This is a genomic window from Dickeya sp. MK7, from assembly GCF_000406305.1.
Classification (GTDB): domain Bacteria; phylum Pseudomonadota; class Gammaproteobacteria; order Enterobacterales; family Enterobacteriaceae; genus Dickeya; species Dickeya fangzhongdai.
In genome coordinates, this window is record NZ_CM001984.1 from 2,876,021 (window position 1) to 2,891,493 (window position 15,473).

The following is a 15,473-nucleotide window of genomic DNA, read 5'->3' on the forward strand; positions in this document are numbered from 1 at the left end:
GCACGGTCAGACGCCTGCGATAATCGCGCTCGGCAGGACAACGCCGCGCGGTCACCACGCCTCAAACGGATCGTCTAATTCCAGCCAGCTGTCTACGCCGTCCAGCAATTCATCATCCGTTAGCAGGCAGCCATCCAACTGCGCGGCGATCCACGCCTGATCCAGATGCTGACCGATAAACACAATCTCCTGACGCATATCGCCAAACGGTTCCTGCCACTTATTCCTGATAGCCGCTCGCGTTTCTTCATCCTGCGGCCAGCGTTCCGGCGCAATCGCCTTCCAGAACATGCCCGCCAGCCCGTAGCGCAAAATGCCCCCGGCCTGATGCCAGGAACCGGCCTGAAACGGGCGGGTCGCCAGCCAGAAGAACCCTTTGGAACGCAGCAGACGGCCCGGTCCCCATTCATCCTTGCTCAGGAAGTCATGGAAACGCTGCGGATGAAACGGCCGCCGCGCCTGATACACAAAGTTGCCGATGCCGTAATGTTCGGTTTCCGGCGTATGGGTGCCGCGCAACTCCTGCAGCCAGCCCGGCGCCGTGGCCGCGGTTTGCATATCGAAACGCCCGGTATTGAGCACCTCGTCCAGCGGCACCTGGCCGTGCGCGATCGGCAGAATACGCGCCGACGGATTCAGGGTATGCAGAATCGCCACCACTTCATCACGCTGGCTATCGGTCATTTCATCGGTTTTGCTCACCAGCAGCACATCGCAAAACTCAATCTGTTCAATCAGCAGGTCGGTCACGCTGCGGATATCATCCTCGCCGAGGCTCTGCCCCACCGATTGCAGACTTTCCGCCGCCTGATACTGCGACAGGAAACCGGCGCCATCCACCACCGTCACCATCGTATCCAGCCGGGCGAAATCCGACAGGCACTGCCCCTGCTCGTCTTCAAAGGTAAATGTCTCCGCCACCGGCAACGGTTCGGAAATACCGCTGGACTCGATCAGCAGATAATCGTAACGGCCGGTGCGGGCCAGTTCGCGCACCGCCACCAGCAAATCTTCCCGCAGGGTGCAGCAAATGCAGCCGTTGCTCATCGACACCAGTTTTTCCTGGCGGTGATCGAGCGTCACCTCCTGGCTGACCAAATCGGCATCGATATTCACTTCGCTCATGTCATTGACGATCACCGCCACCCGACGCCCCTGGCGATTATTCAGAATATGATTCAGCACCGTGGTCTTGCCGGCGCCAAGAAAACCGGACAATACCGTGACGGGTAAAGGTTGCATACGCGTGCTCCTGCTCAGAAATGATTGATCTACGGCCCGAAACGGGATGACCGCTACTCGGGCACGCACATTATCATAATTGATATGTTATAACATAACAATTACAGCATTCACGAAGCCGACCGCGCCGTGAGCGAATACGTACCGTGAGTGAATCGTTGTCAATCCTGCTGACAACCCCATCAGTTTGCTGAAAAAACCGGCAGATAAACGTAAGAAATTGGGCGGAATGGCAGAGTGCGGTACACTCTGTATATTGCCGATTGCCTGAAAAAACACCGTATGTCCGGAAAACACACTCTCGCACTGGCGCTGGCCTGGCTGGCGCTGCCGGTTCTGGCACAAACGCCGCCCGCCGCTCCGACGCCGGCGCAAGCCATCCGCCACAGCGGTTTTGTTTATTGCGTCAATGACGTGCTCAGCACGTTCAACCCCCAGATGGCCCGCAGCGGGCTGATGGTGGATACGCTGGCCGCCCAGCTCTATGACCGCCTGCTGGGCGTCGATCCGTACACCTACCGGCTGATGCCGGAACTGGCGCAGCACTGGGACGTCACCGACAATGGCTCCACTTACCGGTTCACCCTGCGCCGCGATGTCCCGTTCCAGCGCACCAGTTGGTTTACCCCCAGCCGCACGATGAACGCCGATGACGTGCTGTTTAGCTTCCAGCGCATGCTGGACAAAAAACACCCGTTCCACGACGTCAACGGCGGCGACTACCCCTATTTCGACAGTCTGCAACTGGCGGACAACGTACAGAGCATCCGCAAGCTGGGCGATTACAGCATCGAGATCCGTCTGCACAGCCCCGATGCCTCGTTCCTGTGGCATCTGGCTACCCACTATGCGCCCATCCTGTCGGCGGAGTACGCCCAACAGTTAACCCAGCAGGACCGGCGCGAACTGCTTGACCGTCAGCCGGTGGGCACCGGCCCTTACCGGCTGGATGAGTACCGTTACGGGCAGTACGTGCGGCTAAAACGCAACGACGATTACTGGCGCGGCCTGCCGCGTATGGAACAAGTGCTGGTCGACCTCGGCTCCGGCGGCACCGGCCGCCTGTCCAAACTGTTGACCGGCGAGTGCGACGTGCTGGCCTACCCGGCCGCCAGCCAGCTGACTATTCTGCGCAACGACCCGCGCCTGCGGCTGTCGCTGCGACCGGGGATGAACGTCGCTTATCTGGCGTTCAACGTGCGTAAACCACCGCTGAACGACTCCCGCGTACGCCACGCCATCGCGCTGGCGATCAACAACGACCGTTTGATGCAGTCGATCTACTACGGCACCGCGGAAACCGCCGCCTCGATCCTGCCGCGCGCCTCCTGGGCTTACGATAACGAAGCGCAGGTCACCGAATACAATCCGGAGAAAGCGCGCCAGCAGTTGAAAGAGCTGGGGATCGCCAACCTGCAACTGCAACTGTGGGTGCCGAGCGCCTCGCAGTCCTACAACCCCAGTCCGGTGAAAACCGCCGAACTGATTCAGGCCGATCTGGCGCAGGTGGGAATCCGGGTGACCATCATTCCGGTGGAAGGGCGTTTTCAGGAAGCGCGCCTGATGGAGATGAACCATGACCTGACGCTGGCGGGCTGGGCCACCGACAGCAACGACCCGGACAGCGTATTCCGGCCGCTGCTGAGCTGCGCCGCCATCCGCTCCCAGACCAATTACGCCCACTGGTGCGACCCCGGCTTTGATCAGGTGCTGCAGGACGCGCTCTCTTCCCAGCAACTATCCCGGCGCATGGAGTACTATCGGGTGGCGCACCACATTCTGGCCGAGCAGTTGCCGGTGCTGCCGCTGGCGTCGTCGTTGCGGATGCAGGCCTATCGCTACGACATGAAAGGACTGGTGCTCAGCCCGTTCGGCAACGCCTCCTTCGCCGGCGTCTATCGCGATGACGGCAGTGAAGAAAAAAATGAGGAAAAACCGGATGGCTCCGCCGTGGATCCCTCCTCCAGCGCGCCGATCCAGGGAGAACAACCGTGATTATCTTTACGCTTCGTCGCCTGTTGTTGTTGCTGGTCACGCTATTTCTGCTGTCGCTGATCGGCTTCAGTCTGATGTATTACACCCCGCATGCGCCGCTCAGCGGCGCGGCGCTGCTCGACGCCTACCGCTTTTATTTCGCCAGCCTGCTGCAGTGGGATTTCGGCGTTTCCAGCACCAACGGACAGCCGATTAGCGAACAGCTGCGCGATGTGCTGCCCGCGACTATCGAGCTCTGTCTGCTGGCGTTTTCGCTGTCGCTGCTGGTGGGTATTCCGCTTGGCATCACCACCGGCGTACTCCAGCACAAGGCCGCCGATCGGATTATCAGCGCGCTGGCGTTGCTGGGCTTTTCGCTGCCGGTGTTCTGGCTGGCGCTGCTGATGACGTTGTTCTTTTCGCTGCATCTGGGCTGGCTGCCGGTGTCCGGCCGTTTCGACCTGCTCTACCCGGTGCCGCAGGTGACCGGCTTCGCGCTGATCGACGCCTGGCTGTCCAATTCGCCCTACCGGGAAGAGATGATCGCCAGCGCCATACAGCACCTGATTTTGCCGGTGCTGGTGCTGTCGGTCGGCCCCACCACCGAAGTTATCCGACTGATGCGCATCAGCACCACCGAGGTCGGCACCCAGAACTACATCAAAGCGGCGGTTATCCGCGGGCTACCGCGTTCCACCGTGATTCGCCGCCACCTGCTGCACAACGCGCTGCCGCCGATCATTCCGCAACTGGGTTTGCAATTCTCCACCATGCTGACGCTGGAGATGATCACCGAAGTGGTTTTTAACTGGCCGGGCATCGGCCGCTGGCTGGTCAACGCCATCCGCCAGCAGGACTTTGCGGCGATCGCCGCCGGGGTGATGGTGGTCGGCGCGCTGGTGATCACCATCAACGTGCTGTCCGATATCTGGGGCGCCATGACAAACCCGCTGAAACATAAGGAATGGTATGCACTCCGATAACATCTACGGCGAGAAAGAGCTTCCCAGCCGCTGGCGCGACACCTGGACTGTGTTCCGCCAGGACCGGATGGCGATGGTCGGTTTCTACGGGTTTCTGTTGCTGCTGGGGCTGTGCCTGTTCGGCGATACGCTGGCGCCCTACGCGCTGGATCAGCAGTTTCTCGGTTACCAGTTGCTGCCGCCCTCCTGGTCGCGCTATGGCGAAGTGTCGTTTTTTCTCGGCACCGACGATCTGGGGCGCGACCTGCTGAGCCGACTGTTGAGCGGCACGGCGCCGACGTTTGGTTCGGCATTGCTGGTCACGCTGGCCGTTATGCTGGCCGGCATTCTGATCGGCCTGCTGGCCGGGGTGACCCACGGCCTGCGTTCCGCGGTGCTGAACCACATTCTCGACCCGCTGTTGTCGATTCCTTCGCTGCTGCTGGCGATGATAGTGATCGCCTTTATCGGCCCGCAGTTAACGCACGCCATGTTGGCGGTGTGGATGGCGCTGCTGCCGCGTATGGTGCGCACGATTTATACCGCGGTGCATGACGAACTGGAAAAAGAGTATGTGACCGCCGCCCGGCTGGACGGCGCCTCCACGCGCTACATTATCTGGTACGCGGTGCTGCCCAATATCCTGCCGCTGCTGGTCAGCGAAGTGACCCGCGCGCTTTCCATCGCCATTCTGGATATCGCCGCGCTCGGATTTCTCAATCTGGGCGCGCAGTTACCCACCACCGAATGGGGCGTCTTGCTGGGTAATTCGCTGGAACTGGTCTACGCCGCGCCCTGGACGGTGATGCTGCCCGGCGCGGCCATCACGCTCAGCGTGCTGATCGTCAACCTGCTGGGGGATGGCATTCGCCGCGCCCTGCTTGCTCAAACCGAATAGTGACGGAACAACACCATGGCATTACTGGAAATTCGTAATCTGACCATTGAATTCCTCACGCCGGACGGCCCGGTGAAAGCGGTGGATCGCGTCAGCATCAGCCTCAACGAGGGAGAAATTCGCGGACTGGTGGGCGAATCCGGCTCCGGCAAGAGCCTGATCGCCAAGGCTATCTGCGGCATCAACAAGGAAAACTGGCGTATCACCGCCGACCGTTTTCGTTTCGATGACGTGGACATGCTGCAACTCACGCCCCATCAGCGACGCAAACTGGTGCGGCACAACATGTCGATGATCTTTCAGGAGCCGCAGTCCTGTCTGGATCCTTCCGCCCGCGTCGGCCGTCAGTTGATTCAATCGATCCCCGGCTGGACTTACAAAGGCCGCTGGTGGCAGCGTTTCAACTGGCGCAAGCGCCGCGCCATCGAGCTGCTGCACCGCGTCGGCATCAAGGATCACAAAGACATCATGCGCAGCTTCCCCTACGAACTGACCGAAGGGGAATGCCAGAAGGTGATGATCGCCATCGCGCTCGCCAATCAGCCCAGATTGCTGATCGCCGACGAACCGACCAACGCGATGGAAGCCACCACGCAGGCGCAGATTTTCCGCCTGCTCGCCCGGCTCAATCAGAACAACAACACCACCATTTTGCTGATCAGTCACGATTTGCAGACCATGAGCAAATGGGCGGACCGCATCAACGTGTTGTACTGCGGCCAGACGGTGGAAAGCGCGGTCAGCGATGAGCTGATCAGCGCGCCGCATCATCCCTACACCCAGGCGCTGATTCGCGCCATGCCGGACTTCGGCTGCTCGCTGCCGCACAAAAGCCGCCTTAACGCGCTGCCGGGGGCGATCCCATCGCTGGCGCACCTGCCGGTGGGTTGCCGTCTGGGGCCGCGCTGCCCTTATTCACAAAAAGAGTGCATGACGGCGCCGCCGCTCATCCCGGTGAAAACTCACTGGTACGCCTGCCACTTCCCGCTCAACATGGAGGAATCCTGATGGTGGAAACCCTGCTGGAAGCCCGTAACCTCACCAAGACCTTCCGCTACCGCACCGGCTGGTTCCGGCGTCAGCACGTCGAAGCGGTGAAATCGGTGAGTTTTACGCTGCGGGAGCGGCAAACGCTGGCGATCATCGGCGAAAACGGCTCGGGTAAATCTACGCTGGCCAAGATGCTGACCGGCGTGATCCCGCCGACCTCCGGCGAATTGGTGATCGACGATCATCCGCTGCAATATGGCGACTATAACTACCGTAGCCAGCGTATTCGCATGATCTTTCAGGATTCGGCCAACTCGCTCAACCCGCGTCAGCGCATCGGCCAGTTACTGGAATTGCCGCTGCGGCTCAATACCGACCTGACGCCGCAGGAGCGTGAAAAAGCCATTAACCTGGCGCTGCGACAGGTCGGCCTGCGCGCCGATCACGCCACCTATTACCCGCACGCGCTGGCGCCCGGTCAGAAACAACGTATCGGGCTGGCGCGGGCATTGATCCTGCAGCCCAAGGTCATCGTGGCGGATGAAGTGCTGGCGTCGCTGGATATGTCGGTGCGTTCCCAGATCATCAACCTGATGCTGGAGCTGCAGGAAAAACACGGCATTTCCTATATTTATGTCACCCAGCATCTGGGCATGATGAAACACATCAGCGACCAGATTCTGGTGATGCAGGCCGGCGAAGTGGTAGAGCGCGGCAGCACCGCCGATGTGCTGGCCTCGCCGCTGCACGACCTGACCAAGCGTTTGATCACCAGTCACTTTGGCGAAGCACTAAGCGCCGACGCCTGGCGCCGCGACAGCAGCCACGTCTGACTAGCCGGGCGGAGACAGCAGGATAAGTGGTTGGAGTACTTCTTTAGCCGACACACATGCTAGAATCGCCCGGTTTATTCACACCGATCATGGTAAATAATTATTTTTATTGACGATGATCGCAGCAACAATGATCACAAAGGATACTGCCATGGGTTTTCTTAACGGTAAGCGCATTCTGGTAACAGGCGTTGCCAGCAACCGCTCCATTGCATACGGTATCGCCCAGGCGATGCACCGCGAAGGCGCCGAACTGGCGTTCACCTACCAGAACGACAAGCTGAAACCGCGTGTGGAAGAGTTTGCCAAAGAGTTTGGTTCGAGCATCGTTTTACCGTGTGATGTTGCGGAAGATGCCAGCATTGACGCCCTGTTTGCCGAACTGGCGAAAGTCTGGCCGAAATTTGACGGCTTCGTGCACTCCATCGCCTATGCACCGGGCGACCAGTTGGACGGCGACTACGTGAACGCCGTCACCCGCGAAGGTTTCGCCGTCGCTCACGACATCAGCGCTTACAGCTTTGTGGCGATGGCGAAAGCCTGCCGCAGCATGCTGAACCCGAATTCCGCGCTGATGACCCTGTCCTACCTGGGTGCCGAGCGCGCCATTCCGAACTACAACGTGATGGGCCTGGCGAAAGCGTCGCTGGAAGCCAACGTGCGCTACATGGCCAACGCCATGGGCCGCGACGGCGTGCGCGTCAATGCGGTTTCCGCCGGTCCGATCCGCACGCTGGCGGCGTCCGGCATCAAGAACTTCAAGAAAATGCTGTCTCACTGCGAAGCGGTCACCCCGATCCGTCGCGTGGTCACCATTGAAGACGTAGGCAACGCCGCGGCTTTCATGTGCTCCGACCTGGCCGCCGGTATCTCCGGCGAAGTTCTGCACGTTGACGGCGGCTTCAGCATCGCCGCGATGAACGAGCTGGAACTGAACGATTAATCTCGTCGCCCTATGCCGGACAGCGGTCCGGCATAGGATTGCCGCGTGGTGAGTTCCGCGGCTCTCTGTCGGTTTGCTGTACTCTCCGCTGTTTCTCGTCTTTTCTTTCTCAGTAAAATCGCCAATCGCCGCCGTTACGTTAGCGGTCCAGCAGCCATTGCTGCGCCGCCTCAAAGAAATGCTGCGCCAGCATAGTGGCGCGCCCGGCTTCGGCGATCACCACCGCGCCATGACGCGGCATCGGCGCCAGCGTCAACGCTCGCCAGGCCAGCGCCGGCGTCATCGCCGGCAACAGGCTGCCATTGGGCACAATGCCGCACCCCAGCCCGACAAACACGCTTTGAATCAATTGCAGCACCGAGGCGCTTTCCACCCGCACTCGCGGCGTGATTGCCGCTTCACGGAACTGACTGTCCAGATAGCGGCGGAAATAACGACTGGGTTCAGCCAGACACAGCGGAACATTGGCGAGATCCGACAGCGTCAGCGGACTGTCGCTGTGCAGCTCAGGAAAATGGCGCGGATGATACAGCAGCGACGCGCCCTGCTCCGCCAGCGACGACGCCTGAAAATGCAGCTCGCGCAGCGTGGTCAATTCGAAAAAACCGATCCCGACATCCACCGTGTGGGCGGTCAGCGCCTCCAGCAACCGATCGGCGCTGAACAGCGATACCTGATAGTCCATCTCCGGGTAGGCACGGCTGACCGCCGCCAGCAATTCGGGCAGCGCCATGCTGCATTGCGGCACCACGCCAATACGCAGCAACCCGCTGGTGCCGCGCGTGAGCGACGCCACCTCCAGCCGCAGTCCCTGATACACCGACACCATTTCCCGCGCCCAGGCCAATACCCGCTCGCCTTCGGCGGTAAACCCCTCGAAATTGTTGCCCCGATTGATGAGCGACAGCCCCAGTTCCCGTTCCAGATTCTTCAACCGCATCGACAGCGTCGGCTGGCTGACGAAGCTGGCTTCGGCCGCTCGACCAAAATGGCGCTCTTTTTCCAGATTGCACAAGTAGATAAGTTGCTTGATGTCCATCAGGTTCTCCAACATTGCGGGCCGGGTCAGTATACCACCGCGCCATCTGCGTCAGGGGTCGACGCCGCGATAAACCGCCTCTATCCCACTATCACTCCCTTTGATTAGACGCCATACCGACCGCCGCCTACACTCTTGGTTAGCAAGCAAAGATTTAAAGATTTTTTTACATACTTAAAACATCATCACCTGCGTAGCGAATCATGAAATTCAAATCCTCCATCAAGCCATACCGCGCCGCTGCGGGCGGCTGGGGCTCTCTCGAAGCCACCACCCGTTTTGTCCTGGACAGCAAACAGGCCCTGAAAAATATCCGCAATTTGATGCGGGTCAATAAAAGCAAAGGATTCGACTGTCCCGGCTGTGCCTGGGGCGACGACAACAGCAGCACCTTTAGCTTCTGTGAAAACGGCGCTAAAGCGGTCAGTTGGGAAGCCACCCGCAAAGCCGCCGGGCCAGAGTTCTTCGCCGAACACAGCGTCAGCACGTTGCGCCGCCAGAGCGACTATTTTCTTGAGTATCAGGGCCGGTTGACCCATCCGCTGCGCTATGACCGTGAACACGACCACTACGTGCCGATCGACTGGGATGACGCGTTCGCGCTGATCGCCCGCCATATCCGTGAACTGGACCACCCGGACCAGATGGAACTCTATACCTCCGGCCGCGCCAGTAATGAAGCCTCTTATCTGTATCAGTTGTTCGGCCGTATGGTCGGCACCAACAATTTCCCCGACTGCTCCAACATGTGCCATGAAGCCAGCGGCACCGGGCTGAAACAGAGCATCGGCGTCGGTAAGGGCACGGTGCGACTACAGGATTTCGAACACGCCGACGCCATTTTCGTCTTCGGCCAGAACCCCGGCACCAACCACCCGCGTATGCTGCACAGCCTGCGTCATGCCGCCGATCGCGGCGCACATATCGTGGCGTTTAACACCTTGCGCGAGCGCGGTCTGGAACGTTTCGCCAACCCGCAGAACCCGCTGGAACTGCTGACGCCGTTGTCCGGCACCATCAGCGAAACCTATCTGCAACCCCATCTGGGCGGCGACATGGCGGCGGTACGCGGCATGGTGAAAGCGCTGCTGGAAACCCACCGCCAGCGGCTGGCCGCGGGCGAAGCGGGACTGTTCGATCAGGCCTTTATCGACCAGCACACCGACGGCGTGGCGGCGTATCTGCAACAGGTGGACGCCACCTCGTGGGACAAAATCGTACAGCAGTCCGGGTTGAGCGAAGCGCAGATCCGCTACGTCGCCGGCATTTATCAGCAGTCTGAACGGGTGATCTGCACCTGGGCGATGGGCATCACCCAGCACCGGCATTCGGTAGCGACGGTGCGGGAAATCGTCAATCTGCAACTGTTGTTCAGCCAGCTCGGCAAGCCGGGCGCCGGCTTGTGCCCGGTGCGTGGTCACAGCAACGTACAGGGCAACCGCACGATGGGGATCGATGAAAAACCCGCTGATGCGCTGCTCGACAGTCTGGCGCGTCATTTCAACTTTACCCCGCCGCGCGGCCACGGCCACAACACCGTACAGGCGCTGGAAGCGATGCTGCGTGATGAGATTCGGGTCCTGATCGCGCTGGGCGGCAACCTGGCCGCCGCCGCGCCGGATACCGACCGCACCGCACAGGCGCTAAGCCGTTGCGGCCTGACAGTGCACATCAGCACCAAGCTCAACCGCAGCCACCTGATTACCGCGCGGCAGGATACGCTGATTCTGCCGACGCTGGGCCGCACCGAACGGGACATGCAGGCCAGCGGCCCGCAGTTTGTTACCGTCGAAGACTCGTTCAGCATGGTGCATGCCTCGGAAGGCATCAGCCCGCCGCTGTCGGATCAGCAGCGCTCGGAAACCGCCATCGTCGCCGGCATCGCCCACGCGGTTTTGGGGCGTGACCGGCTCGACTGGCCGGCGCTGGCCGCCGACTATAACCTGATCCGCGATCACATCGCCGCCACCCTGCCGGGTTTCGCCGACTTCAATCAACGCTGCGCCGAACCGGGCGGCTTCTGGCTCGGCAACGCGGCGGCGGCATACCGTTTCAACACCGCCACCGGCAACGCCCGTTTCGGCGCGGCGCCGCTGCCGGACAGCGTGGTGCCCGTTTCCGGCGACGCGCCCGCGCCGTTCACGCTGCAAACCTTGCGCTCCCACGACCAGTACAACACCACCATTTATGGACTGGACGACCGTTACCGCGGCGTGTACGGCCAGCGCGACGTGCTGTTCATGCACCCGGAGGATATTGCCGCTCTTGGGTTGCAGGACGGCGACCGGGTGGATATCGAAACCCTGTGGCATGACCATGTCGAACGCAAAGTCCTCGGTTTCCGGCTGGTCAGCTACGATATCCCGCGCGGTAATCTGGCGGCCTACTACCCGGAAACCAATCCACTGGTGCCGCTGTCCAGCTACGGCGAAGACACCTTTACGCCGACCTCCAAATCGGTGCCGGTACGCATTACGCCCAGTGAGGCCGTAGCGCTGCAACGCATTGCCTGATGCATCGGGCCGGGTGGTTTCTTTCATACCCGGCTGATACATCCCCCATCCATGACTGGTTGCCAGCAACCAACGACAACGGATTGTTTCGTCGTTATTTGCAACCACGCCATACTCAAGTAAGATTAAAAAGAAGGGTTTAATAATTGTGGTCCCAAGGAGATAAAACATGTTGAAGGCAACCCGCAGGTATCTTCGCGCCGCCGGCAGCATTTTAGATCTGATGCCAGCGACAGACTATTTGGCAGACATCGGTAAGAAAAACGATGCTGAAAGAATGGCCAGTGATTTTCAGGCCATAGGCGACGACCTAAGAGTAGCAATGAATGCATACGGAAGAAAAAAAGGAATCGAATCAGGCATTGCAAAACGCTGATACGCATAATAGCGAAAATGAAGAAGCCCGAGCACTTGCCGAAAAAGTCGAGTCCACTCTGATTGAAAACCCGATATTTCTTGAACGTCTGCTTGATCGGCCGCAGATCAAGGCCATGGTTTCTTCCACATTCTTCCGTGGACCTCTTCCCCCTCCAGAAATGTTGAGGGAATACAACGACATCGTACCAGACGGTGCTGAAAGGATCATGGCAAAAAGCGAGCGGGAGCAAGCTCATCGCCATCGTATTACTGAAAAGAGTCTTGACGGTGAGATGAGCAGAGACAAACGTGGTCAATGGATGGCGTTTGCCATTACTATGACTATCTTGGTGATCGCAACTCTTTTTGCCTGGAAGGGCGAAATGGTATTTGCCGGGACGTTAATCACCCTTGATTTAATCGGACTGGCTTCAGTGTTTGTTATTGGAAGATATCGTCCTTCCAATAACAGCGAGTAACCCACCAGCACACCCCAAGACTTGGCCCGACCATACCTGCCTTGCGCAGGCTATTCATGTGCAGCAACGCTTGCCGCCAGCGGCCGATTCGCGTAAAACTGTCTGCCGCTAAAGCCACTATTAACCGCAATTCTGGACGCTATGTTTCAAGACAATCCGCTGCTTGCGCAGCTTAAACAGCAACTCCACTCTCAGACGCCACGAGCGGAAGGCATCGTCAAAGCCACCGACAAAGGATTCGGTTTTCTTGAAGCCGACGCGCAGAAGAGCTATTTCATCCCGCCGCCGCACATGAAGAAAGTGATGCACGGCGACCGCATCATCGCCACGCTGCATACCGAGAAAGAACGTGAAATCGCCGAGCCGGAAACGCTGGTGGAACCGTTCCTGACCCGTTTTGTCGGTCGGGTGCAGAAAAAAGACGACCGTCTGTCCATCGTGCCGGACCATCCGCTGCTGAAAGACGCCATTCCCTGCCGCCCTGCGCGCGGGGTTGAGCAGGACTTTAAAGAAGGCGACTGGGCGGTAGCGGAAATGCGCCGCCATCCGCTGAAAGGCGACCGTGGATTTTTTGCCGATCTGACGCAGTACATTACCACCGGCGACGACCCGCTGGCGCCCTGGTGGGTGACGCTGTCGCGCCATAATCTGGAACGCGTTGCGCCGGACGCAGACGCGGCCGATCTCGACGACGGCCAGCTTGAACGTGAAGACCTGACCGGGCTGGACTTCGTCACCATCGACAGCGCCAGTACCGAAGATATGGATGACGCGCTGTATGTGCAGGACAACGGCGACGGCACGCTGGACATGACCGTGGCAATCGCCGATCCGACCGCCTACGTGCGCGCCGACAGCGAGCTGGACGCCATCGCCCGTCAGCGCGCGTTCACCAACTACCTGCCCGGCTTCAATATTCCGATGCTGCCGCGTCACCTGTCGGACGACATCTGCTCGCTGCGCCCGAACGAACGTCGCCCGGTGCTGGCCTGCCGTATGACGATCGCCGCCGACGGCGCGCTGAGCCAGATTCGCTTCTTTGCCGCCTGGATCGAGTCGCGCGCCAAACTGGTGTACGACGAGGTGTCCGACTGGCTGGAGCAACAGGGCGACTGGCAGCCGGAAAGCGATAATATCGCCGGCCAGATCCGCCTGCTGCATCGCGTGTGTCAGGCCCGGAGCGCCTGGCGAACCACCCACGCACTGGTTTTCCGCGACCGTCCGGACTACCGTTTCCTGCTGGGTGAAAACGGCGAGGTGCTGGATATCGTCACCGAACCGCGTCGTATCGCCAACCGCATCGTGGAAGAAGCGATGATCGCCGCCAACGTCTGCGCGGCACAGGTATTGCGCGACGAACTGGGCTTTGGCATCTACAACGTCCACAACGGTTTCGACCCGATCAGCATCGATCAGGCGGTAGCGGTACTGGAAAGCAACGGTATTCAGGCCGATGCTCAGCAACTGCTGACGCTGGACGGCTTCTGCATTTTACGCCGCGAACTGGACGCCCAGCCGACCCAGTTCCTCGACAGCCGTATTCGCCGCTTCCAGACATTTGCGGAAATCAGCACCGCGCCCGGCCCGCACTTCGGTCTGGGGCTGGAGGCTTACGCCACCTGGACCTCGCCGATCCGTAAATACGGCGATATGGTCAACCACCGGTTGCTGAAAGCGATCATCACGCATACTCCGGCGGAAAAACCGCAGGATGAAGTGACGCTGCAACTGGCCGAGCGCCGCCGTCTCAACCGAATGGCGGAACGCGACGTCAGCGACTGGCTGTACGCCCGTTTCCTGAAAGGCAAAGCCGGCACCGACGCTCGTTTTAGCGCCGAGATTATCGACGTGAATCGCGGCGGTCTGCGCGTGCGGTTGCTGGACAATGGCGCCACCGCCTTTATTCCGGCCTCGTTCATTCACGCGGTGCGCGATGAGCTGGTGTGCAGTCAGGACACCGGCATCGTCACGGTGAAAGGCGAACCGGTCTACCGTCAGAGCGACACCCTGACGGTGATGCTGACCGAGGTGCGGCTCGAAACCCGCAGCATCATCGCCAAACCGGCGGCCTGATTCACGCCAGTCCTACGCCATCCATTCGGGTGGCGTTTTTTTTATCGTCGGATCGACCGCCGCCCCTCCCCCTACAAGACATAGCGACATAACGGAGATGTGAACATGAAAAGCATCACACTGGGAAAAAGTACCCTGTCGGTCCCGAACATTGCGCTGGGCTGCATGCGGCTGGCGGGCAAGACGCAGCAGGACGCGGTGACGTTGTTGCAGACGGCGCTCGACGCCGGGATCAATTTCTTTGACCATGCCGATATCTACGGCGGCGGGCGTTCCGAAGAGGTGTTCGCCGCCGCAGTGCGTCAGGCCGGCATCGCCCGCGACCAACTGCTGATACAAAGCAAATGCGGTATCCGCCCCGGCTTTTTTGATTTCTCCAAAGCGCACATCATCGCCGCCGTCGAAGGCAGCCTGAAACGCCTGAATACCGATTACCTTGATGCCTTACTGCTGCACCGCCCGGACACGCTGTGCGAGCCGGACGAAGTCGCCGCCGCATTTGACCAACTGGAAGCCAGCGGCAAGGTGCGCCATTTTGGCGTTAGCAACCAGCATCCGTTGCAGGTTGAATTGCTGAAAACCGCGGTGCGCCAGCCGCTGATTGCCAACCAGTTGCAGCTCAGCATTATGCACACGCCGATGATCGACGCCGGCCTCAACGTCAATATGACCCATGCGCCGTCACTCCACCACGACGGCATGGTGCTGGAATACAGCCGGTTGCAGGGGATGACGATTCAGGCGTGGTCGCCGTTCCAGTACGGCTTTTTTGACGGCGTGTTCGTAGATAATGATAAGTTTCCGCAACTGAACGCCGCCCTGAGCCACATCGCCGGGCAGCACGGCGTGTCCACCACCGCCCTCGCCGCGGCCTGGATTCTGCGCCATCCGGCCAGCATGCAGGTGATTGTCGGCAGTATGGACCCGCATCGTCTGCAAGATATCGCCACCGCTTCCGAACTGCGCATCAGCCGCGAGGAGTGGTACGAAATCTACCGTGCCGCCGGCAACAAACTGCCCTGAAATCTCCGCCCGGCGCTCGCCGGGCGTATCATCCCCACGCGCTTACGCGCTTTTGCCCTGACAGCAGGTTATTCAGCCTGTACCGACATCACATTTCATCACCGCGCACCGACTGCCCTTCCTGCTGTGGAAACCGGCGAAAAACCG

The 15,473-nt window shown here is 60.0% G+C and carries 13 protein-coding genes; 11 read left to right on the forward strand and 2 right to left on the reverse strand.

From position 1 onward, the window contains the following. Positions 1–51: 51 nt before the first annotated feature. Positions 52–1,242, reverse strand: coding sequence for a zinc metallochaperone GTPase ZigA (gene zigA / locus DXXMK7_RS12485; RefSeq protein ID WP_038919385.1), 1,191 nt, complete (start codon positions 1,240–1,242; stop codon positions 52–54). Between the two features lie 282 nt (positions 1,243–1,524). Here zigA and sapA point away from each other — a divergent pair, with 282 nt between their 5' ends. The 6 genes from sapA (at position 1,525) to fabI (ending at position 7,842) form a co-directional block, all read left to right on the forward strand. After that, the gene (gene sapA, locus DXXMK7_RS12490) at positions 1,525–3,237 is read left to right on the forward strand and encodes an ABC transporter substrate-binding protein SapA (protein ID WP_038921014.1); all 1,713 of its coding nucleotides are present in this window, start codon (positions 1,525–1,527) and stop codon (positions 3,235–3,237) included. Then, positions 3,234–4,199, forward strand: a complete 966-nt coding sequence (sapB, locus tag DXXMK7_RS12495; protein WP_038919387.1) for a putrescine export ABC transporter permease SapB — start codon at positions 3,234–3,236, stop codon at positions 4,197–4,199. The genes sapA and sapB overlap by 4 nt, the downstream gene beginning before the upstream one ends. Further along, the gene (gene sapC / locus DXXMK7_RS12500; RefSeq protein ID WP_038919388.1) at positions 4,186–5,076 is read left to right on the forward strand and encodes a putrescine export ABC transporter permease SapC; all 891 of its coding nucleotides are present in this window, start codon (positions 4,186–4,188) and stop codon (positions 5,074–5,076) included. Before sapB ends, sapC begins: the two co-directional genes overlap by 14 nt. Positions 5,077–5,091: 15 nt before the next feature. Next, positions 5,092–6,084 carry a putrescine export ABC transporter ATP-binding protein SapD gene (sapD, locus tag DXXMK7_RS12505; protein ID WP_038668301.1) on the forward strand — a complete coding sequence of 331 codons (993 nt, stop codon included), beginning with the start codon at positions 5,092–5,094 and terminating at the stop codon, positions 6,082–6,084. Further along, a complete protein-coding gene (gene sapF / locus DXXMK7_RS12510) occupies positions 6,084–6,899 on the forward strand; it encodes a putrescine export ABC transporter ATP-binding protein SapF (protein WP_038668299.1) in 816 nt (271 codons plus the stop codon). Before sapD ends, sapF begins: the two co-directional genes overlap by 1 nt. Before the next feature lie 151 nt (positions 6,900–7,050). Next, positions 7,051–7,842 carry an enoyl-ACP reductase FabI gene (gene fabI, locus DXXMK7_RS12515; RefSeq protein WP_038668297.1) on the forward strand — a complete coding sequence of 264 codons (792 nt, stop codon included), beginning with the start codon at positions 7,051–7,053 and terminating at the stop codon, positions 7,840–7,842. 139 nt (positions 7,843–7,981) lie between these two features. On the opposite strand, the gene DXXMK7_RS12520 is transcribed toward fabI, so the two are convergent. Beyond that, complete coding sequence (locus DXXMK7_RS12520) at positions 7,982–8,881, reverse strand: LysR family transcriptional regulator (protein WP_038921016.1); 900 nt, start codon at positions 8,879–8,881, stop codon at positions 7,982–7,984. A 203-nt stretch (positions 8,882–9,084) separates the two neighbouring features. Here DXXMK7_RS12520 and DXXMK7_RS12525 point away from each other — a divergent pair, with 203 nt between their 5' ends. The 5 genes from DXXMK7_RS12525 to DXXMK7_RS12545 all read left to right on the forward strand — a co-directional run bounded on the left by DXXMK7_RS12525 (position 9,085) and on the right by DXXMK7_RS12545 (position 15,326). Further along, complete coding sequence (locus DXXMK7_RS12525; protein WP_038919389.1) at positions 9,085–11,394, forward strand: FdhF/YdeP family oxidoreductase; 2,310 nt, start codon at positions 9,085–9,087, stop codon at positions 11,392–11,394. A 169-nt stretch (positions 11,395–11,563) separates the two neighbouring features. Then, positions 11,564–11,770, forward strand: a complete 207-nt coding sequence (locus DXXMK7_RS12530; RefSeq protein ID WP_038919390.1) for a hypothetical protein — start codon at positions 11,564–11,566, stop codon at positions 11,768–11,770. After that, on the forward strand, positions 11,757–12,230 hold the full coding sequence (locus DXXMK7_RS12535) for a DUF2335 domain-containing protein (protein ID WP_038919391.1): 474 nt from the start codon (positions 11,757–11,759) through the stop codon (positions 12,228–12,230). Before DXXMK7_RS12530 ends, DXXMK7_RS12535 begins: the two co-directional genes overlap by 14 nt. A gap of 141 nt (positions 12,231–12,371) precedes the next feature. Continuing rightward, complete coding sequence (locus DXXMK7_RS12540) at positions 12,372–14,303, forward strand: exoribonuclease II (protein ID WP_038919394.1); 1,932 nt, start codon at positions 12,372–12,374, stop codon at positions 14,301–14,303. Positions 14,304–14,408: 105 nt separating this feature from the next. Then, positions 14,409–15,326 (forward strand): aldo/keto reductase family oxidoreductase, encoded by a 918-nt coding sequence (locus DXXMK7_RS12545; RefSeq protein WP_038919395.1) that lies wholly within the window; start codon positions 14,409–14,411, stop codon positions 15,324–15,326. Positions 15,327–15,473 lie beyond the last annotated feature (147 nt).

Excerpts from the sequence above, each read along its gene's own strand:
- DXXMK7_RS12520 (WP_038921016.1), bottom strand. The coding sequence starts at position 8,881 with ATGGACATCAAGCAACTTATCTACTTGTGCAATCTGGAAAAAGAGCGC.
- sapF (WP_038668299.1), top strand. The coding sequence starts at position 6,084 with ATGGTGGAAACCCTGCTGGAAGCCCGTAACCTCACCAAGACCTTCCGC.
- DXXMK7_RS12545 (WP_038919395.1), top strand. The coding sequence starts at position 14,409 with ATGAAAAGCATCACACTGGGAAAAAGTACCCTGTCGGTCCCGAACATT.
- sapC (WP_038919388.1), top strand. The coding sequence starts at position 4,186 with ATGCACTCCGATAACATCTACGGCGAGAAAGAGCTTCCCAGCCGCTGG.
- sapA (WP_038921014.1), top strand. The coding sequence starts at position 1,525 with ATGTCCGGAAAACACACTCTCGCACTGGCGCTGGCCTGGCTGGCGCTG.
- fabI (WP_038668297.1), top strand. The coding sequence starts at position 7,051 with ATGGGTTTTCTTAACGGTAAGCGCATTCTGGTAACAGGCGTTGCCAGC.
- DXXMK7_RS12530 (WP_038919390.1), top strand. The coding sequence starts at position 11,564 with ATGTTGAAGGCAACCCGCAGGTATCTTCGCGCCGCCGGCAGCATTTTA.
- zigA (WP_038919385.1), bottom strand. The coding sequence starts at position 1,242 with ATGCAACCTTTACCCGTCACGGTATTGTCCGGTTTTCTTGGCGCCGGC.
- sapD (WP_038668301.1), top strand. The coding sequence starts at position 5,092 with ATGGCATTACTGGAAATTCGTAATCTGACCATTGAATTCCTCACGCCG.
- DXXMK7_RS12525 (WP_038919389.1), top strand. The coding sequence starts at position 9,085 with ATGAAATTCAAATCCTCCATCAAGCCATACCGCGCCGCTGCGGGCGGC.
- DXXMK7_RS12540 (WP_038919394.1), top strand. The coding sequence starts at position 12,372 with ATGTTTCAAGACAATCCGCTGCTTGCGCAGCTTAAACAGCAACTCCAC.